This window comes from Vibrio sp. 10N.286.46.A8, assembly GCF_041470165.1.
GTDB lineage: Bacteria > Pseudomonadota > Gammaproteobacteria > Enterobacterales > Vibrionaceae > Vibrio > Vibrio tasmaniensis_A.
The window spans coordinates 16,311-35,649 of sequence record NZ_JBFRLX010000084.1; the positions used below are offsets into that span (position 1 = coordinate 16,311).

Sequence of the window (19,339 nt, forward strand, 5' to 3'; positions counted from 1 at the left end):
TTATGTCTACAGCTTACTGTTCTGCCCTAGTGGTAGGCGCACCTTCTTCTGGAAGCGGAAAAACAACCGTGGTCGCCGCTCTAGCAAGAGCTTTGGTTCAACAAGGAAAGAAAGTTCGAGTATTCAAAACTGGGCCTGATTTTATTGATCCACAATTTCTATCTATTGCATCAGATACACCCACTTACCAATTGGATTTGTGGATGTGTGGTGAAGCGGAATGCCAACACTTAATTTACCAAGCAGCCCTAGAAGCGGATGTGATTCTAATTGAAGGCGTAATGGGTATGTTTGATGGCAAATGCTCAAGTGCTGATATTGCGGCTAAATTTAACCTTCCGATGTTGGCCGTGGTAGATGCTGGCGCAATGGCACAAACCTTTGGAGCCATTGTAAATGGCTTATCGACATTCCGTGATGACGTGGATGTATTTGGTGTAGTTGCAAACCGCGTAGGTTCTGAACGTCACGCTGAAATGCTAAAAGAAAGCCTAAAACCTGAAACCGAGTTTTGTGGTTGGTTACCAAAAGACATGGATTTGTCGCTGCCAGAACGCCACTTAGGTTTAGTACAAGCACAAGAGTTAGATGACATAGAAGAGCGACTTAATCACGCAGCCAAGCTACTACTAGAACATGGTGATATCCCATTACCAACAGCACAAGCATTTGAAAAACCAAAGCAAGCACTACCAGCCAGACATGAATCATTGACTGGTCATACAATTGCAGTAGCTCGTGATAATAGCTTTGCTTTCTTGTATCAAGCCAACCTTGATTTGTTGATCGAATTGGGGGCAAAACTGTCATTTTTCTCACCGCTTGCACATGATGATTTACCAGTGTGTGACGCTTTGTATTTACCAGGAGGTTATCCTGAATTACATATGGATAAGCTAGCGCTCAATCATGCGTTGAAGCAGCAAATCATCACACACATTGAACAAGGAAAACCTTGCCTAGCCGAATGTGGTGGCATGCTATACCTCAACAAAGCATTGACTGATACAGAAAGCCAAACAGAAAACATGGTTGGCGCGTTAAATGCCAAAGCGACTATGCAGAAAAAGCTAGCCGCGCTAGGGATCCTAGAAGCTAATTTCAATGGTCAAATGCTGCGTGGTCATACTTTCCATTATTCAAAAACAGACAGTAAAGAAACCGTACTAACTCAGCCTGAATCTCAATATGGTAGGCCAACCGATCCTGTTTGGATAAAACACAGGACCATCGCTTCTTATGCACATTGGTACTTCCCGTATAACCCTGATTTGGTAGCGAAAATATTCAAAGGAGCACTTTATTAAGCATCAACCAAAAAATACGCCTTGAACGCTTTGACTAAGAACAGCCTGTCAAAAGTTGATATTTGCCGCTTCACGGTCAATAGTTAAAATAATGTTAACGAACAAATCAAGATCAGACTTTGTTTCGTGAACTATTTAGCTGATGCGCGCTTACATCAAAGACGTCGCCAAGTCGGGCATCGAGTTTCGTTCGCTGCAATTTAACTGCAGCGCAGGTAGAAAACCGATCAAGGAGGATCTATGCCTCGTACATTGAATACACAAGACTTCGACGATAAACAAAAAGAAATCAAAGACTCAGAATACGCTCGTACAATACCATGTAATCAGGTGAGCATTTCAGCGCCCTTTCATTGGTTGTCGCTTGCTCTGCACGACTTAGTGAGAATGCCATTAATCAGCGCATTTTACGGTTTGTGCTTTATGGGTGCGGCCATCGCCATTGTTCAACTTGTCCAATGGCAAGGGACACATTTAGTCGTTATGCCAAGCTTGATTGTATACATGCTAATAGGGCCGTTTCTTGCCCTAGGCTTGTATGACGCAGCCTGGGAAAGAGAAAAGGGGCACAATGCTAGCCTACTGCATTCGATGAAAGCCATCACACGCAACTCAACCCACCAATGGGCGTTTGCGATTGTATTAATGGTTGCGATGATATTCTGGATGCGTATCGCTGCATTATTGCACGCACTTTACCCTTCAGTACAAGGGGCACCATTGACCGAATTTGCTCCCTTCTTAATTACAGGGTCTGTGATTGGTTTTGTTATCGCTAGCCTGATATTTAGTATCTCAGCATTTTCCATTCCACTAATGATGGAGAGACGTGTAGACGTAATGAGTGCGATTTTTACTAGCTTCAACGCTGTTAAATCAAACATCCCTGCGATGGTCGTTTGGGCTGGTATCATTGGTACTGGTATCTTAGTCGGCTTCGCGACCTACGGCGTGGGTATGATTGTAACGATGCCATTACTTGGTTACGGAACCTGGCATGCTTACCACGAAGTCATCAAAAAGAAACATCACGTTTAAATCGTTTCACGATCGATGAGCAATGTTATAATGAGGCCTTAGCTTAGACGCTGAGGCTTTTTTTGGAGTTAACAACGCTTGTCTTACACCCCGCAACAACATCGAGTAAATAAAAAATTGGGCGAATGCCTAGCTATTGCCAATCTACATTTTTCTCGTGAATTTTCATTCCCAGCTGTCACTTACAAGTTAAGAGGAAAGGCAGCGGGAAAAGCCTACCTCCAGTTAAACGAGATAAAACTCAACCAAGTGTTATTCAGCGAAAATGAAGACGCCTTTATTAACGAAGTCGTGCCTCATGAACTCGCACATCTGATCACATATCAGGTCTTCGGACGAGTTAGGCCTCACGGCAATGAGTGGAAATACGTGATGGAAAAGGTATTCAATGTACCAGCCAGAACCACCCACAGTTTGGAAATCACCTCAGTGCAAGGAAAAACCTTTGAGTACCGCTGTGATTGCACCACTTACCCCTTGTCGATAAGACGACACAACAAAGTCATCCGCAGCCAATCAACGTATCGTTGTCAACAATGCCAACAAACCTTAGCTTTTACCGGCCTTCAATTGAGCTAAGTCTTAAGCTCACAAGGTAACGCGAATAAATGTAATAGAGAGAACTAACATTTGAGTGCTAGACTGTTGTTTATCATACTTTCATCAGTCTTTCTCTATGCAAAAAACCACTCCAAAAGCATTTGGCCTATCAGTGTCCTTTTACCTATCAATAGTATTTGGCCTACTGGTAACCCAAAGCGTTTTCGCCGCTCCACCAAGCTCCTTCTCCAAAGCAAAAAAAGAAGCCGTGAAGATTTATCTCGATCACCCGACTTCATTTTATTGTGGTTGTGACATCACTTGGAAAGACAAAAAGAAAGGTATCCCCGACCTCGACGGCTGCGGTTATCAAGTCAGAAAACAGCAAAAGCGCGCTTCCCGTATTGAGTGGGAACACGTGGTTCCAGCTTGGCAATTCGGCCACCAGCGTCAGTGCTGGCAGGATGGCGGACGTAAGAACTGCACTCGCAACGACAAAGTATTCAAATCCATGGAAGCCGATCTTCATAATCTGACTCCGGCCATTGGCGAGGTTAACGGTGATCGCTCTAATTACAATTTCAGTCAGTGGAATGGAATGGATGGCGTTAGCTATGGTCAATGTGAAATGCAGGTCAACTTCAAGCAGCGTAAGGTTATGCCGCCAGACAGAGCAAAAGGTTCTATCGCGCGTACTTATCTTTACATGAGCCAAGAGTATGGCTTCAAACTATCTAAGCAGCAGACTAACCTGATGATGGCGTGGAACAAGCAATTCCCTGTCGATAAATGGGAGTGTACGCGTGATGAGCGAATCTATGCGATCCAAGGTAATCACAACCCATTTGTTTTCCCTGCTTGTAAATAACACGACTCAGGCAACCAACATCTCCAATTGCCTCCATCTCAAACAAGAGTTTCAGAATTGCCCCTGAAACTCTTGCGCTACCCTTGTTTTTTCAACTAAAAGCATCCATGTTAGGCAGAGACAAAATACCCAAATGACACTATTTATAGGTTTACCAGCATGAGAATCCCTCGTATCCATCACCCAGAACGCATTCATCAGTTAGGTTCACTCGCTTTAGGCGAAGATGCCGCGGGTCATGTTGGTCGAGTCCTTCGTATGAAAGAAGGCCAAGATGTTCTTCTATTTGATGGCAGTGGCGCTGAATTCCCAGCGACAATTACTGAAGTATCAAAAAAGAACGTCACAGTTAATGTTACTGAACGTATCGAACGTAGCAGCGAATCTCCGTTAGACTTACATTTAGGCCAAGTGATTTCACGTGGCGACAAAATGGAGTTCACGATTCAAAAATCGGTTGAGCTTGGTGTAAACACCATTACCCCTCTGATTTCAGAGCGCTGTGGCGTTAAGCTAGATACTAAACGCTTCGAGAAAAAACTCGCGCAGTGGCAAAAGATTGCTATCGCAGCATGTGAACAGTCTGGCCGCAATACGGTTCCGGTTATCCGCCCAATCATGCAGCTTGAAGAGTGGTGCAGCGAACCGAGTGAAGCGTTGAAGCTAAACCTGCACCCTCGAGCAAAATACTCAATTAACACCCTTCCAGAACCCATCAGTAAGGTGCGCCTATTGATCGGTCCTGAAGGCGGACTGTCCGCTGAAGAAATCGGCATGACAGAACAATACAAATTTGAAGAGACGCTACTCGGTCCACGTGTACTTCGTACCGAAACTGCTGCTCTAACCGCAATTACTGCCTTACAAGTCCGTTTTGGCGATCTAGGCTAGGAGAAAGAAATGATCAAACTTGGCATCGTAATGGATCCAATTTCATCCATTAACATCAAAAAAGACTCTAGCTTTGCCATGATGCTTGAAGCTCAGCGTCGTGGTTACGAAATCCACTACATGGAAATGGATGATCTACATTTAGATCAAGGCGTAGCCATTGCTGACACTAAGGTTGTTGAACTAAAAGAAGATCCAAACGGTTGGTACAAGTTCAAATCAGAACAGACTATCGCGCTATCCGATTTAGATGCGGTTCTGATGCGTAAAGATCCTCCGTTTGATACTGAGTACATCTACGCGACTTACATTCTTGAGCGTGCTGAAGAGAACGGCGCACTGATCGTAAACAAGCCACAAAGCTTACGTGACTGTAACGAGAAGTTGTTCACGGCATGGTTCCCTGAACTGACACCAACCACCATCGTGACTCGTAAAGCTGAAAAGATTAAAGCGTTCCGAGAAGAGCACGGTGACGTGATCCTAAAACCACTTGATGGCATGGGCGGCGCGTCTATCTTCCGAGTAAAAGAAGGCGATCCAAACGTATCAGTGATCATTGAGACTTTAACTAACCACGGTCAAAACTACGCAATGGCACAAACCTTTGTTCCAGACATCAGCAATGGTGATAAGCGTATTCTTGTCGTTGATGGTGAACCAATGCCTTACTGCCTAGCGCGTATTCCTGCTAAAGGGGAAACTCGAGGTAACCTTGCTGCTGGTGGTACAGGTGAAGCTCGTCCGCTAAGTGAAACCGACTGGGCTATCGCAAGAGCAGTTGCACCGGCATTAAAAGAGAAAGGTTTAATCTTTGTAGGACTTGATGTTATCGGTGACAAGCTGACTGAAATCAACGTGACAAGCCCTACTTGTATCCGTGAAATTGAAGCTGCTTTTGATATTTCGGTAACGGGCAAGTTAATGGATGCAATCGAGCGTCGCATTAACGCTAAATAGCCTAAACTAAAGAAAGCCTTAGCTATTCGAAAACACAAAAATATCTAGGCAAAGAACAATGAGCGGCTTTACGCCGCTCTTTTTCCTTTACTGGGAACACACTGGCAGGAGGCTCTATGAATTTAACGAACCACTTTCTGGTCGCTATGCCCGGAATGAAAGACCCATACTTTCAAAATTCGGTGATCTATCTTTGTGAGCACAATGACGAAGGTGCGATGGGTTTGATGATCAACGCTCCTATCGATGTCACTGTTGGCAGTATGCTTAAGCAAGTTGAGGTTGATTCTGAACAGCCGAAACCCAACCAAGCAAGCCTTGATAAGCCAGTACTTAATGGTGGGCCAGTCGCAGAAGATCGTGGGTTTATTTTGCACAAACCCAAAGGCAGTTATCAATCCAGCATCAACATGACGGATCAAATCTCGGTAACAACCTCGAAAGATATTCTAATGGTGTTAGGGACAGAAGATGAACCTATGCATTATCTGGTCGCGCTTGGTTATGCAGGATGGGAACCAGGACAACTGGAAATCGAGCTGACTGAAAACTCATGGCTAACCGTTGAAGCCGATCCTAAGGTTATCTTCAACACGCCAATTTCGGATCGCTGGAAAGTTGCCGTGCAAATGTTAGGCATCAATGCGGCTCAGCTTTCAGCAGACGCTGGCCACGCATAGTCCGACTCAGCTCAATAAAATAAACACTCTCAAACACAGATTAATTTGGAAGCCCCATGTCACGAACAATTATGGCATTTGACTACGGTACAAAAAGTATCGGCAGTGCGATAGGACAAGAGATCACAGGCACAGCAAGCCCCCTGAAAGCCTTTAAAGCCAAAGATGGCATCCCAAACTGGGACGATATCGAGAAGCAAATTAAGGAATGGCAACCGAATCTGATTGTGGTTGGCCTTCCTACCGACCTTCATGGTAAAGATCTAGCAGCTATTACACCCAGAGCGAAGAAATTCGCTAACCGTCTTAAAGGACGCTTTGGTGTGGATGTTGAACTGCATGATGAAAGACTTTCTACGACAGAAGCAAGGGCCGACCTTTTTGAAATGGGCGGCTATAAAGCGCTAAGTAAAGGTAACATCGATAATCAATCAGCCGTTGTAATTCTAGAGAGCTGGTTTGAAGCACAATATGGCTAAGTTATTTATTTAGCAAACTCGAGCAAGCTTATGATCCCTTGCCATTTTAACTGCGTAATGGAGGAGCGATAAAGGAAAAGAACTTGGGAGTTCATATGAAAATTTTTCTAGCAATATTCATAGCGTTATCTATAACGGCATGCAGCTCAATGGGAAGCGGTTCCGCGGGTTACGACGGTCAACAGTACCCGTCAAAAATCAAATTAGAAAAGGAGCGCGGTTACTCATATGATAACCATCGCCCCAACATGCACTCATCTAACATGCATTAAGTTATAAACGAATAAAACCCGCCACAGAAGCGGGTTTTGTGTTTATCAACAAAGCCGTGACTTAGCCCATATCAATCTTCACGCCAGCCAACGCACCAGTTCCGTAGTCATCATCGCCACGTTTGGTCTTGAGCATTAAACGCAAGTCATTGGCAGAATCTGCACTATGGAATGCATCATCCTCGCTAATCTTGTCCGCAACCACTAAATCATACAAAGCTTGGTCAAAAGTCTGCATACCAATCTCTTTCGATTTGGCCATGGTCGCTTTTAACTCATGCAACTCACCACGACGAATCAAGTCAGATATACGAGGGCTATTCAGCAGAATTTCGAAGACACCATGACGACCATTGCCATTTTTATCGCGTATTAACTGCTGAGCGACCACACCACGCAGATTCATCGACAGATCAAACAGGAACTGTTCTTTCTGCTCTTTCGGCACCAAGTGAAGAATACGCTCTAGCGCCTGGTTAGCGTTATTGGCATGCAGGGTTGCCATACACAAGTGACCCGTTTCAGCAAAGGTCATCGCGTATTCCATGGTTTCACGACTACGAATTTCGCCAATCAAAATCATATCAGGGGCTTGGCGTAACGAGTTTTTAAGCGCGACTTCATAGCTTTCGGTGTCGAGTCCAACCTCACGTTGAGTCACGATGCACTTTTTATGTTCGTGTACGAATTCAATCGGGTCTTCAACCGTCAAGATATGACCTGAACGATTGGTATTGCGATAGCCCGTCATCGCAGCCATCGAGGTCGATTTACCAGAGCCAGTCGCACCAACCACCAGCACAAGCCCGCGCTTAGCGATTGAAAGGTCTTGTAGTACGTCAGGAAGCTTTAATTGCTCAAAGGTTGGGATGTTAGTCTCGATGCGACGAATTACCGCTCCTGGCAGCTCTCGCTGAAAGAACGCACTGACACGAAAACGACCAAAATTACGCACGATAGCAAAATTAGCCTCACGCGTTTGCTTGTATTCATCTCGTCGATCTTGATCCATCATCGCATCAAGTAATTGAGCAACCTGAGCCGCATTCAGCTTCTCTCCTTGGGGGCGTAATTCACCATCCACACGAAAAAGGATTGGCGCATCGACAGTGATATAGAGATCCGATGCCTTTTGAGAAAGCATTCCCTCAAGGATTTGATTCAATTCCATTATGTACACCTTAATTAAAACATTGAGGTTTCAATTTCGATCTTTTTCTCGACCTCTTCCGAATCAACCAAGCCCTGCGCCATCAACTGCTTCGCATTTTGTTCCATGGTCTGCATGCCGTGCGCTGCGCCCGTTTGAATGATCGAATACATCTGCGCAACCTTGTCTTCACGAATCAAGTTTCTGATCGCCGGTGTTGCCATCATGATTTCATGACACGCCACACGACCACCACCGACACGTTTTAGAAGCTTCTGGGCTATCACCGAGCGCAGTGACTCAGACAACATCGAACGAACCATATCTTTATCGCTACCTGGGAACACATCGATAATACGGTCGATCGTTTTTGCCGCAGAACTGGTGTGCAGAGTACCAAACACTAAATGACCCGTTTCTGCTGCGGTTAACGCTAAGCTGATCGTCTCTTGGTCACGAAGCTCACCAACAAGAATTACGTCTGGATCTTCACGTAACGCACTACGCAGTGCCGCTTTAAAGCTGTGAGTATCACGGTGAACTTCACGCTGGTTGACTAGGCATTTATTGTTGGTGTGAACGAATTCAATCGGGTCTTCAATCGTCAGGATATGCTTATTGTGGTTGCGATTTACGTAATCAACCATCGCCGCAAGAGTCGTTGATTTACCAGAGCCAGTTGGACCAGTAACGAGCACTAAGCCTTTTTCGTAGTTAGCAATCCTTTCGAAGATCTCAGGTGCACCTAACTGATCTAAAGTCGGGATTTCGACAGGGATAGTTCGAAAGACAGCTGAGCAGCCACGGGCTTGGTTAAACGCATTAACACGAAAGCGACCAACATTGGGTAATTCAAAAGAGAAGTCGACTTCCAATTTTTCTTCAAACTCACCGCGTTGTGAATCGCTCATGATCTCAAAAACCAAACGATGCACATCAGCATGACTCAAAGCTGGGATTCCAAGCTTCCTTACTTCACCATCTATACGTACCATTGGAGATACACCCGCAGAAAGATGTAGATCTGACGCGTTATGCTTTACACTAAAATCTAGTAACTCAGTGATATCCATTTATTTTCCCTTAAGTAAAGTCAGCTATGAGTAGTATTCAACAAAATATCGAACAAATCACCTCACAGATTCGTAGTGCTGAGCAAAAGTGCGGACGAGCTCCAGAGTCCGTGCAACTTTTAGCCGTCAGCAAAACTAAACCTATTGATGCGATTCTAGAAGCCGCACTCGGAGGCCAGGTTGCCTTTGGTGAAAACTATGTTCAAGAAGGTGTAGATAAAGTAAAACACTTTTCAGAACAACATTCTAACCTAAATTTAGAGTGGCATTTTATTGGTCCAATTCAATCCAATAAAACCCGCCCAATCGCGGAAAGCTTCCAATGGGTGCATTCCGTCGATCGCGATAAGATCGCACAAAGGCTTAATGATCAACGACCAAGCGAACTTCCACCTTTGCAAGTGTTGATTCAGGTAAACACCAGTGGTGAAGAGTCCAAATCTGGAACCTCAGAAGAGACAGTTTTTGCACTTGCGGAGTTGATTTCATCGCTCCCCAACCTCACCTTAAGAGGATTGATGTCGATTCCTGCAAACGTATCTGACTATCAATCTCAGCTTAATGCATTTTCTCAACTGGCAGAGCTTCAACAAAAGCTCGCAGCAAAGTATCCAGACATCGATACCCTTTCAATGGGTATGAGTGGTGATATGGATGCAGCAGTTGAGGCTGGTAGCACAATGGTTCGTATTGGAACGGCCATCTTTGGTGCTCGTGATTACGCGAATAACCGTAGTAAGTAACCAAGTACAAGTATTGATAAAGCTTCGCTTGAACCGCGCAGCGACACGCTCAGGATTTTATATATGGAACATAAGAACATCGCCTTTATTGGGGCGGGAAACATGGTTCGCTCAATTGTAGCGGGCTTAGTCGCGAGTAGTTACCCAGCGCAAAAGATTACTGCTACAGCACCTTCAGACACCAGAAGGCTGCCGCTAGAGCAAGAGTACAGCATCAATACCACCAGCGATAATATTGCCGCAGCAGAGCAAGCAGACGTTATTGTGCTATCGGTGAAGCCACAAATGATGGCTGATGTATGTAAACCCTTACAAGATATCGATTTCAGCAACAAACTGGTTATCTCAATTGCAGCGGGTATTAATGCGAATCGACTCAATGAGATGTTAAACTGCCAGCTGAACCTTGTTCGTGTGATGCCAAACACGCCATCGCTGCTTGGTAAAGGGATGAGCGGTCTTTATGCCGATTCAACGGTCAGCCAAAATGATAAAGACTTTGCTTCTCAGCTGATGCAAGCTGTAGGTGAAGTTAGCTGGGTTGAGCAAGAGTCTGGGATTAATAACATCATTGCGGCGGCGGGCAGTGCTCCGGCTTACTTCTTCCTATTTATGGAAGCGATGCAAGCCGAAGCAATCAACCAAGGCTTCGACCAAGAAACCGCTCGTAAATTAGTGCAGCAGTCGGCATTAGGTGCGGCAGAGATGGTGGTTGCAAATCCAGACACAGAATTATCTACACTGCGTGAACAAGTGACTTCAAAAGGCGGCACAACCGCAGAAGCACTGCGCACGTTTAACGACCATCAACTTTCAGATATCGTAGCAAAAGCCATGCAAGCGGCGGTTGCTCGAGCTGAAGAGATGGAAAAACTGTTTTAATACTAATTACAGTAAAAAAGCATTGTGTCGTTCAGGCTATACCTAAACGGCAAGTAAATCCGAAAAAGGAAACAATATGAACTCGATGAGCTTTCTGATCTCGACCGTTTTTGATCTTTACATCATGGTTGTGATCTTGCGTATCTGGCTACAAGCATCACGTGCAGATTTCTACAACCCATTCTCACAATTTATCGTAAAAGCGACACAACCGGTTGTTGCACCACTACGCCGAGTAATTCCATCAATCGGCAGCCTTGATCTTGCGACGGTTGTTTTCGCTTATGTGCTATGTGTACTTAAGTTCGTCGCTCTAAACCTGATTATCTCTGGCGGTGCGGCTGTATTTGACATCAGCTTCCTGATCTTTGGAGCGCTATCTCTGCTTAAAGCGGCTGGTGGTTTGATCTTCTGGGTTCTGCTAATCCGTGCAATCCTGAGCTGGGTTAGCCAAGGCCGTAGCCCAATTGAATACGTGTTCCATCAACTGACTGAACCAATGCTGGCTCCAATTCGTCGTATTCTTCCTGCAATGGGCGGTTTTGATTTAAGCGTACTGGTACTGTTTATTGTTCTGCAATTCGCGAACTTCTTAATGGGTGACCTAATTGGCCCTATTTGGTATCAGCTATAATTTAAGTACGAACCTCAGGTACTTTGACGATGCCAAAAGCGGTTTGGGCCGAGGAAGACGATATTCTTCTTAGGCTCTATATCCAACCCAAGGCAAGCCGAGACAAAATTGTCGGCTTACACGGCGAGGAACTGAAAATTGCCATTACTGCACCACCGGTTGATGGCAAAGCCAATGCTCACTTAGCGAAATACCTTGCGAAACAATTTAAGGTCGCTAAAGGGCAAATTACGATAGAAAAGGGAGAGCTAGGTAGGCACAAGCAAGTTCGAATATGCTCGCCAAGCCAAATCCCAACTGAAGTCAAAGCCATCCTATGATGGCTTTTTGCTATTTATTGGAGTCATTATGCGTTTATGGATAACAGCACTACTCACCGCTCTTGTTGCCTTACCAAGTTCGGCAGGACAGTTTAAAAGTATCAAGGATGTCGAGGTTCATTATTCGGCTTTCAATTCCACGTTTCTAACTGCGCAGGTCGCTAAGCAATACAAACTTAAGCGAAATGGATACTCAGCAATCCTCAACATCAGCGTGTTAGACAAGGCTTCCCTGGGCAAGCCTGCTACAACGGCTAAAATTACGGGAACAGCGAAGAACCTCGTTGGAAACACCCGAACTTTGAAGTTTCGAGAAATCAAAGAAGGTGATGCGATTTATTACCTTGCTGAGTTCCCTGTAACTCACGAAGAGAACATCACCTTTAACATCAATGTTAACGCAGGCTTGAAAGGCACTGGCCCACTGCGCTTCACACAGAAATTCTATATAGAAGAGTAAGCTATCCCTTACTTTTCATTTATTCACTTATTAGAGTCACATTCCCATGAGCAAGATTGTTTTAGCAACAGGCAACCAAGGTAAAGTTCGCGAGATGGCAGATATTCTGTCTGAGTTTGGCTTTGACGTGGTCGCACAAAGTGAATTTAACGTTTCAGAAGTCGCTGAAACGGGGACAACTTTCATTGAAAATGCCATCATCAAAGCTCGCCATGCCGCGAAAGAAACAGGACAGCCAGCGATTGCTGACGACTCAGGTTTAGAGGTTGATTACTTAAATGGTGCTCCGGGCATCTACTCAGCGCGTTACTCAGGTGAAGGGGCAACCGATAAACAGAACATCGAAAAATTGCTAAACGCGATGCAAGGTGTCGAAACTGAAAAGCGTACTGCGCGTTTCCACTGTGTGTTGGTGCTAATGCGTCACGAGAATGATCCAACACCTCTCGTGTGTCACGGGAAATGGGAAGGTCGCATCCTTACCGAAGAACATGGTGAGAATGGCTTTGGCTACGATCCTGTATTCTTTGTACCAGAAGATAACTGCGCCTCAGCAGAACTTGAATCGTCACGTAAGAAGCAACTGTCACACCGTGGTAAAGCCCTCGCGTCATTATTCAAGACTCTCAAGGAGCAAGCTCTGTAATGCACAATGCAGCGCTAATACCACCCGCACTCAGCCTCTATGTCCACATTCCATGGTGTGTACAAAAGTGTCCGTATTGTGATTTTAACTCTCACGCTCTAAAAGCCGAGATTCCTGAAAAAGAGTACATCGATGCTCTGCTTGAGGATCTCGATACCGATATCGAAAAATACCAACTCAATGGCGCACCTCGCCCATTGCATTCGATCTTTATTGGTGGCGGCACGCCGAGTCTATTTTCTCCAGAAGGAATCGGCCGATTGCTGCAAGGCATTGAACAACGCATCCCGTTCAAACCTGAAATAGAAATCACCATGGAAGCTAATCCGGGAACTATCGAAGCTGAGCGTTTTGCTGGTTACCAAAAAGCAGGCATAACTCGAATCTCGGTGGGTGTACAAAGTTTTGAGCAAGAGAAACTGGAAAGGCTTGGGCGTATTCATGGTCAAGATGAAGCGGTCAACGCAGCTCACTTAGCGCATAAAATCGGATTAAATAGCTTCAACCTAGATCTAATGCACGGCTTACCCGATCAAAGCATTGATCAGGCCTTGGCTGATTTGAACAAAGCGATCGAGCTCGACCCTCCACATTTATCTTGGTATCAGCTAACAATAGAACCTAACACCATGTTCTATTACAAAACGCCAAAGCTACCTGACGATGATGACCTTTGGGATATCTTCGACTTAGGCCATAAGAAGCTCGCAGACGCAGGTTATGTACAATACGAAATTTCAGGCTACAGCAAGCCAGGATATCAGTGTCAGCATAATCTCAACTACTGGCGCTTTGGTGACTACCTAGGTATTGGCTGTGGCTCTCATGGCAAGCTGAGCTTTGCAGATGGACGTATTGTTCGCACCACTAAGGTTAAACACCCTAGAGGCTACCTAGCCGCGTATCAGAATCTGGTGAAGCCCTATCTGTCGGATGAACTTGAAGTACCTAATGACGACCGCCCTTTCGAGTTCTTCATGAACCGCTTCAGGCTAATGGAAGCGTGTCCAAAACAGGATTTCATTGATACGACTGGGTTAGAGCTTGATTCGATTCAGCCAACGATAGAGTGGGCAAAAGAGCTAGGCTACTTGAATGAAACCGACACTCACTGGCAGATAACAGAAAAAGGGAAGCTATTCCTCAACGATTTGCTGGAAGCTTTTATGGCAGAAGAGGACGAATAGATTCGAGAGATATTGTGTAAGGGTTGGTTTTAGGGCCAACCCTTTTTATTTTATAGCCCCCTCTCGGAGCGAAGCGTTCTACAGGACGAAGCCCGTGCTCGCATCTTTCTCTTAGAAAATAGAACGACCAATTCGCTCAGAAAGCAACTCTAGCGCCTTAGTACCTGCTAAAGAGTTACCAGAAGGGTCAAGCTCTGGAGACCACACCGCAATAGTCATTTCGCCAGGAACGATAGCGATAATACCGCCACCCACACCCGATTTACCTGGCATCCCAACACGGTAAGCAAACTCACCAGCCCCATCATACAAACCGCATGTCGCAAGCAAAGCATTCAACTGCTTGGTTTGAACTGGCGTGATGATCTCTTTCTTGGTTTGAACCGACACACCTTTGTTTGCCAAATAGCTAAAGGTTTTTGCCAAGTCCACACACGTCATTTTAAGCGCACAGGCATGAAAGTAGTTATTCAAAACAGGGATAACATCATTTTCAAAGTTACCAAATGAACGCATCAAATAAGCGATAGCAGCATTACGATCGCTGTGCATCATCTCAGAAGCCGCCACAACCTTGTCATACACAATATGAGTATCACCTGATAGCTGACGGACAAATTCTAGTAAACGGTGTCTTGGCGCTGATAGACGGCTTTGTAATAAGTCGGCAACGACAATCGCGCCAGCATTAATAAACGGGTTACGAGGGATGCCGTGTTCCATCTCAAGCTGAATCATCGAGTTAAAGGCTTGTCCTGATGGCTCCTTCCCTACTCGCTGCCATATCTCTTCCGGCTTATACAGCACCATTGCTAGCGTTAGGCTTAGAGCTTTCGAAATTGATTGCACGGAAAAGGCTTCATCAGCATCGCCAGCTTGAATAACTTCACCTTCATTGGTGTATACCGCAATCGCCAATTTCTGGTTCGATACGCGAGCCAATGCAGGAATATAGTCAGCGACCTTTCCCTGACCAATTAATGGACGAACTTCGTCTAAAATCTCGGCTAAAATAGCTTGAGTTGGTTTCATGTGAGCTTACTTCTTATTGTTATTTTTGTAGGGGTGTGACATTCAGTTTTGTCCTTAAACTTCTAATTTGATAAAAGCCTAAGGACAAAAAAGCCAACACTACAATAATGTTGGCTTTTATCAATCCCATAAAGTGTAGGGTTTAATCCTAAGTCGGATTCACCTTCACTTAATTTGATTCAGAATTACTTAGTACGCTTGAACTTAATGTCCCAAACACCATGACCTAAACGGTGGCCACGAGCTTCAAACTTAGTTAGCGGACGCTCGTCTGGACGAGGAATGTAATCACCATCTTCAGCGATATTCTCGAAACCTGGAGCGACGTTCATCACTTCAATCATATGTTCTGCGTAGTTTTCCCAGTCTGTTGCCATGTGGAAAATACCAGTATCAAGTTGCAGCTTACCGCGAACCATCTCTGCAAACTCAGCCTTAACGATACGACGTTTGTGGTGACGAGCTTTATGCCATGGGTCAGGGAAGAACAGTTGCAGTGTATGCAGGCTGCTGTCTGGGATCATGTGTTCAAATACTTCTACTGCATCGTGACACATTACACGCAGGTTAGTTACGCCAGCATCGCGAGCTGTACCTAAACACGCACCAACACCTGGGCTGTGAACTTCAATACCTAAGAAGTTTTTCTCAGGCGCATTCTTTGCCATTTCAACCAGTGATGCACCCATACCGAAGCCAATTTCTAGTACAACAGGGTTGTCGTTGCCAAACACTTCTTTCCAATTAAGAAGTTCTGGGTTGTAGTCGATACCCATTGTTGGCCAACATTCGTTCATCGCGTTTTCTTGGCCTTTTGTTAAGCGGCCTTCGCGGCGAACAAAACTACGGATCTTACGAACCAGTTTGCCGTCTTCAGTATATTCGTTAGTGGTCACTTCACTCATTGATTTTTGCCTGCACATTGATTAATCAAAGCGGGGATTATCCAAAGAATTGCCTCCGGTGCAAGTCTTTCCGTGGATAAATTCCCACACAATTTGTCTGTTTTACATCCAACCGTAAGTGTGGTGCAATTTCACTCCTAATAATAGCAAAGCATAGAGCATGTCGTGACTCCTTTCGCAACCGCCATATTAAAGTGGTATGACGCCTTTGGGCGCAAAGAATTACCTTGGCAACAAAACAAAACCGCCTACACCGTTTGGCTATCTGAAATCATGCTTCAGCAGACTCAAGTGGCCACGGTGATTCCATACTACCAGCGATTTTTAGAACGCTTTCCAACGGTTATTGACCTAGCGAACGCCGAACAAGATGAGGTGCTGCACTTATGGACAGGGCTTGGCTATTACGCGCGAGCTCGTAACTTACATAAGGCTGCCAAGATCGTTGCTGAGCAATATGATGGTGAATTTCCGCTTTCTATCGAAGAAATGAACGCGCTGCCGGGTATTGGACGCTCTACTGCCGCTGCAGTGTTGTCCTCTGTGCATAAACTCCCTCATGCGATTCTTGATGGCAACGTCAAACGCACCTTAGCGAGAAGCTTTGCAGTAGAAGGTTGGCCGGGGCAAAAGAAAGTCGAGAACCAACTGTGGGAGCACGCAGAAGCACACACGCCCAATCAAGATGTTGATAAGTACAATCAAGCCATGATGGACATGGGTGCGATGGTTTGTACTCGTAGCAAGCCTAAATGTACCTTATGCCCGATTGAAAGCATGTGTGAAGCTAAGAAGCTCGATAAACAACTCGACTTTCCAGGTAAGAAACCTAAGAAAGAAAAGCCGATAAAAGAAACATGGTTTGTGATTCTGTACCACAACAATCAAGTATGGCTCGAACAACGCCCTCAATCTGGTATCTGGGGAGGACTATTCTGTTTCCCTCAAAATGAAAACGCAGAGATCGAACATCAGTTAGACCTTCGTTCGATCAAAGACAATGAAACCGATTCGATCAAGACCATGATTGCGTTTCGACATACTTTCAGCCACTACCACTTAGATATCACGCCTGTATTAGTAAAATTAGATAAACAACCAGATTTGATAATGGAAGGGACTAAAGGTCTCTGGTATAACTTATCAAAACCGGAAGAAATTGGCCTAGCAGCTCCTGTAAAGCAGCTTATTGAGAGCCTACCCTTTGAACTGAACGACGTTTGAATCAACGAACGCGATAAGAGGAACCACTATGAGCCGCACTGTATTTTGTGCTCGCCTTCAAAAAGATGCTGAAGGCCTAGATTTTCAACTTTACCCGGGTGACCTAGGTAAGCGTATCTTTGACAACGTCTCTAAAGAAGCTTGGGGACAATGGCAAAGTAAGCAAACTATGCTTATCAATGAAAAGAAGCTGAACATGATGGATCCTGAGCATCGTAAACTTCTTGAAACTGAGATGGTTAACTTCCTTTTCGAAGGTAAAGATGTCGTTATTGATGGCTATACCCCGCCTAGCGAATAAGACATTTATTTAAATAAATTTTAATGACATCATGGTTTACGCCGCGATGTCATTTTTGTATGAGGAACTATGAAAAAGCTAAGTTACTTCCTAACAGCCATGTTGTTAACAGGGTGCAGTCGTGAATTTGTCGAAAGCATTTATGATGTTAACTACGAACCAACCAACCGGTTTGTAAGTAATTTGGCAGAACTACCAGGGCAATTTGAAAAAGATACTGGGGCGTTGGATGCTTTGATTAGTAGCTTTTCAGGCAATATCCAAAAGCGCTGGGGCAGCAGTGAAGTAAAGATGGCAGGTAAGAGTAACTATGTGAAATACATAGACAATTATCTAAGCCGTTCAGAAGTTAACTTCAGTCAAGGTATCATAACGGTAGAAACCGTCTCCTTAACAAATCCTAAAAAGCACCTCAAAAATGCGATCATGACGACGCTCCTGACACCCGATGATCCAGCTCATGTCGATCTATTTTCGTCCAAAAGCATAAAGCTAGAAGGTCAACCTTTCCTCTACAACCAAGTCGTAGACCAAGAGAAAAAGCCCATCCAATGGACATGGCGTGCTAACAAATTCGCAGATTACCTGATCGCCAATAACCTAAAAACCAAAGAGGTAGACTTTAAAAAAGCCTACTACGTCGAAATCCCAATGGTGGCAGATCATGCGAGCAAACGTAGTTATAAGTATGCCGACATAGTACAACGAGCATCTCAACGCTATGACATCCCTGAAGACTTGATCTATGCAATCATCAAGACAGAAAGCAGCTTCAATCCTTACGCGGTGAGCTGGGCAAATGCTTATGGTCTTATGCAGGTGGTACCTAAAACCGCTGGCCGAGATGTCTTTAAGCTCGTTAAAAAGAAACCTGGAGAACCAAGTCCTGAGTACTTATTCAATCCAGAAAACAACATTGATGCAGGCACCGCATACTTTTACATCCTTAAAAATCGTTATTTAAAAGACGTAAAACACCCAACCACGCTTGAGTACAGTATGATCTCAGCATACAACGGCGGCACTGGTGGCGTGCTCAATACTTTCAGTAAGGATAGAAAGCGAGCAATGCGTGACTTAAATTCATTGCAACCGAGTCAAGCTTACTGGGCACTAACAAAGAAACATCCCAATAAAGAGTCGCGCCGATACTTAGAGAAAGTAACAAAATTCAAGAAAGATTTTAACCAAGGTAAAACGTAAGCCTCACTTTTGAATAAAAAAACAACTAACGAACGTTTTTTTTAGTTATTTTCAAAAAAGGTGTTGACGGTTATGCAGAAAATCCGTTTAATAGCGCTCCGTTGCCCGGATAGCTCAGTCGGTAGAGCAGAGGATTGAAAATCCTCGTGTCGGTGGTTCGATTCCGCCTCCGGGCACCACAATTTGATTTGTTGGTGTCAACACTCTTTAACAGGGAGTAGCAACACGGACAAAAGCATAAAGAATTTAGTGTGCCGACTTAGCTCAGTAGGTAGAGCAACTGACTTGTAATCAGTAGGTCACCAGTTCGACTCCGGTAGTCGGCACCATTCTTTTGCCTCGATAGCTCAGTCGGTAGAGCAGCGGATTGAAAATCCGCGTGTCGGTGGTTCGATTCCGCCTCGAGGCACCATTATTTGGTACTTAACAAATAATGGTCTTTAGAGACCTGATGTTGAGACAAGTAATTCCCCTTTAGTTCAGTTGGTAGAACGGCGGACTGTTAATCCGTATGTCGCAAGTTCAAGTCTTGCAAGGGGAGCCA

22 protein-coding genes and 4 tRNA genes are annotated in these 19,339 nt (G+C 44.8%); 22 read left to right on the top strand and 4 right to left on the bottom strand.

Annotation, left to right across the window (positions count from 1 at the left end; all coding sequences use genetic code 11):
- The first annotated feature begins 2 nt into the window (after positions 1 to 2).
- The 8 genes from AB4232_RS09940 to ruvX all read left to right on the top strand — a co-directional run bounded on the left by AB4232_RS09940 (position 3) and on the right by ruvX (position 6,763).
- The gene (locus tag AB4232_RS09940) at positions 3 to 1,307 is read left to right on the top strand and encodes a cobyrinate a,c-diamide synthase (protein WP_372087030.1); all 1,305 of its coding nucleotides are present in this window, start codon (positions 3 to 5) and stop codon (positions 1,305 to 1,307) included.
- 240 nt (positions 1,308 to 1,547) lie between these two features.
- Positions 1,548 to 2,345, top strand: coding sequence for a DUF2189 domain-containing protein (locus AB4232_RS09945; RefSeq protein WP_009847692.1), 798 nt, complete (start codon positions 1,548 to 1,550; stop codon positions 2,343 to 2,345).
- A gap of 78 nt (positions 2,346 to 2,423) precedes the next feature.
- Entirely contained in the window at positions 2,424 to 2,924 is a 501-nt protein-coding gene (locus AB4232_RS09950) for a SprT family zinc-dependent metalloprotease (protein WP_135444364.1), read from the top strand.
- Positions 2,925 to 3,021: 97 nt separating this feature from the next.
- A complete protein-coding gene (locus AB4232_RS09955; protein ID WP_372087031.1) occupies positions 3,022 to 3,753 on the top strand; it encodes an endonuclease in 732 nt (243 codons plus the stop codon).
- Between the two features lie 159 nt (positions 3,754 to 3,912).
- Complete coding sequence (gene rsmE, locus AB4232_RS09960; RefSeq protein ID WP_372087032.1) at positions 3,913 to 4,644, top strand: 16S rRNA (uracil(1498)-N(3))-methyltransferase; 732 nt, start codon at positions 3,913 to 3,915, stop codon at positions 4,642 to 4,644.
- Between the two features lie 9 nt (positions 4,645 to 4,653).
- Positions 4,654 to 5,604, top strand: a complete 951-nt coding sequence (gene gshB / locus AB4232_RS09965; RefSeq protein WP_372087033.1) for a glutathione synthase — start codon at positions 4,654 to 4,656, stop codon at positions 5,602 to 5,604.
- Between the two features lie 116 nt (positions 5,605 to 5,720).
- A complete protein-coding gene (locus AB4232_RS09970; RefSeq protein WP_012604831.1) occupies positions 5,721 to 6,284 on the top strand; it encodes a YqgE/AlgH family protein in 564 nt (187 codons plus the stop codon).
- Between the two features lie 56 nt (positions 6,285 to 6,340).
- Entirely contained in the window at positions 6,341 to 6,763 is a 423-nt protein-coding gene (gene ruvX / locus AB4232_RS09975; protein ID WP_372087034.1) for a Holliday junction resolvase RuvX, read from the top strand.
- 333 nt (positions 6,764 to 7,096) lie between these two features.
- Here ruvX and AB4232_RS09980 read toward each other — a convergent pair whose 3' ends face one another.
- Together AB4232_RS09980 and AB4232_RS09985 are read right to left on the bottom strand one after the other, a co-directional pair.
- Complete coding sequence (locus tag AB4232_RS09980) at positions 7,097 to 8,206, bottom strand: PilT/PilU family type 4a pilus ATPase (RefSeq protein WP_029222974.1); 1,110 nt, start codon at positions 8,204 to 8,206, stop codon at positions 7,097 to 7,099.
- Positions 8,207 to 8,220: 14 nt separating this feature from the next.
- Positions 8,221 to 9,258 (bottom strand): type IV pilus twitching motility protein PilT, encoded by a 1,038-nt coding sequence (locus AB4232_RS09985; protein ID WP_017062242.1) that lies wholly within the window; start codon positions 9,256 to 9,258, stop codon positions 8,221 to 8,223.
- 26 nt (positions 9,259 to 9,284) lie between these two features.
- Here AB4232_RS09985 and AB4232_RS09990 point away from each other — a divergent pair, with 26 nt between their 5' ends.
- From AB4232_RS09990 to hemW, 7 genes are all read left to right on the top strand, one after another.
- Positions 9,285 to 10,001 carry a YggS family pyridoxal phosphate-dependent enzyme gene (locus AB4232_RS09990; protein ID WP_372087035.1) on the top strand — a complete coding sequence of 239 codons (717 nt, stop codon included), beginning with the start codon at positions 9,285 to 9,287 and terminating at the stop codon, positions 9,999 to 10,001.
- Between the two features lie 63 nt (positions 10,002 to 10,064).
- Positions 10,065 to 10,883 (top strand): pyrroline-5-carboxylate reductase, encoded by an 819-nt coding sequence (gene proC, locus AB4232_RS09995; protein ID WP_372087036.1) that lies wholly within the window; start codon positions 10,065 to 10,067, stop codon positions 10,881 to 10,883.
- 76 nt (positions 10,884 to 10,959) lie between these two features.
- Entirely contained in the window at positions 10,960 to 11,517 is a 558-nt protein-coding gene (locus tag AB4232_RS10000; RefSeq protein WP_012604836.1) for a YggT family protein, read from the top strand.
- A 29-nt stretch (positions 11,518 to 11,546) separates the two neighbouring features.
- Positions 11,547 to 11,837 carry a DUF167 family protein YggU gene (gene yggU, locus AB4232_RS10005; RefSeq protein WP_017101445.1) on the top strand — a complete coding sequence of 97 codons (291 nt, stop codon included), beginning with the start codon at positions 11,547 to 11,549 and terminating at the stop codon, positions 11,835 to 11,837.
- A 28-nt stretch (positions 11,838 to 11,865) separates the two neighbouring features.
- A complete protein-coding gene (locus tag AB4232_RS10010) occupies positions 11,866 to 12,297 on the top strand; it encodes a DUF4426 domain-containing protein (RefSeq protein ID WP_372087037.1) in 432 nt (143 codons plus the stop codon).
- A gap of 46 nt (positions 12,298 to 12,343) precedes the next feature.
- Complete coding sequence (locus tag AB4232_RS10015; RefSeq protein ID WP_132743305.1) at positions 12,344 to 12,943, top strand: XTP/dITP diphosphatase; 600 nt, start codon at positions 12,344 to 12,346, stop codon at positions 12,941 to 12,943.
- Positions 12,943 to 14,130 carry a radical SAM family heme chaperone HemW gene (gene hemW / locus AB4232_RS10020; RefSeq protein ID WP_372087038.1) on the top strand — a complete coding sequence of 396 codons (1,188 nt, stop codon included), beginning with the start codon at positions 12,943 to 12,945 and terminating at the stop codon, positions 14,128 to 14,130. Before AB4232_RS10015 ends, hemW begins: the two co-directional genes overlap by 1 nt.
- 111 nt (positions 14,131 to 14,241) lie before the next feature.
- Here the strand turns inward: hemW and glsB are convergent, their stop codons facing one another.
- Both glsB and trmB read right to left on the bottom strand, forming a co-directional pair.
- Positions 14,242 to 15,162: a glutaminase B gene (gene glsB / locus AB4232_RS10025; RefSeq protein WP_372087039.1), complete on the bottom strand. Its 921-nt coding sequence runs from the start codon at positions 15,160 to 15,162 to the stop codon at positions 14,242 to 14,244.
- Between the two features lie 185 nt (positions 15,163 to 15,347).
- On the bottom strand, positions 15,348 to 16,067 hold the full coding sequence (gene trmB, locus AB4232_RS10030; protein WP_004735468.1) for a tRNA (guanosine(46)-N7)-methyltransferase TrmB: 720 nt from the start codon (positions 16,065 to 16,067) through the stop codon (positions 15,348 to 15,350).
- Positions 16,068 to 16,232: 165 nt separating this feature from the next.
- On the opposite strand from trmB, the gene mutY reads away from it, so the two are divergent.
- The 7 genes from mutY to AB4232_RS10065 all read left to right on the top strand — a co-directional run bounded on the left by mutY (position 16,233) and on the right by AB4232_RS10065 (position 19,339).
- On the top strand, positions 16,233 to 17,291 hold the full coding sequence (gene mutY / locus AB4232_RS10035; RefSeq protein WP_372087040.1) for an A/G-specific adenine glycosylase: 1,059 nt from the start codon (positions 16,233 to 16,235) through the stop codon (positions 17,289 to 17,291).
- Positions 17,292 to 17,319: 28 nt separating this feature from the next.
- Positions 17,320 to 17,592, top strand: coding sequence for an oxidative damage protection protein (locus AB4232_RS10040; protein WP_010435637.1), 273 nt, complete (start codon positions 17,320 to 17,322; stop codon positions 17,590 to 17,592).
- 69 nt (positions 17,593 to 17,661) lie between these two features.
- Positions 17,662 to 18,795 (top strand): membrane-bound lytic murein transglycosylase MltC, encoded by a 1,134-nt coding sequence (gene mltC, locus AB4232_RS10045; protein WP_372087041.1) that lies wholly within the window; start codon positions 17,662 to 17,664, stop codon positions 18,793 to 18,795.
- A 103-nt stretch (positions 18,796 to 18,898) separates the two neighbouring features.
- Positions 18,899 to 18,974: transfer RNA gene (locus AB4232_RS10050), tRNA-Phe, on the top strand.
- A gap of 74 nt (positions 18,975 to 19,048) precedes the next feature.
- Positions 19,049 to 19,124, top strand: a tRNA-Thr gene (locus AB4232_RS10055).
- A gap of 7 nt (positions 19,125 to 19,131) precedes the next feature.
- A tRNA-Phe gene (locus tag AB4232_RS10060) sits at positions 19,132 to 19,207 on the top strand.
- Positions 19,208 to 19,263: 56 nt separating this feature from the next.
- A tRNA-Asn gene (locus tag AB4232_RS10065) sits at positions 19,264 to 19,339 on the top strand.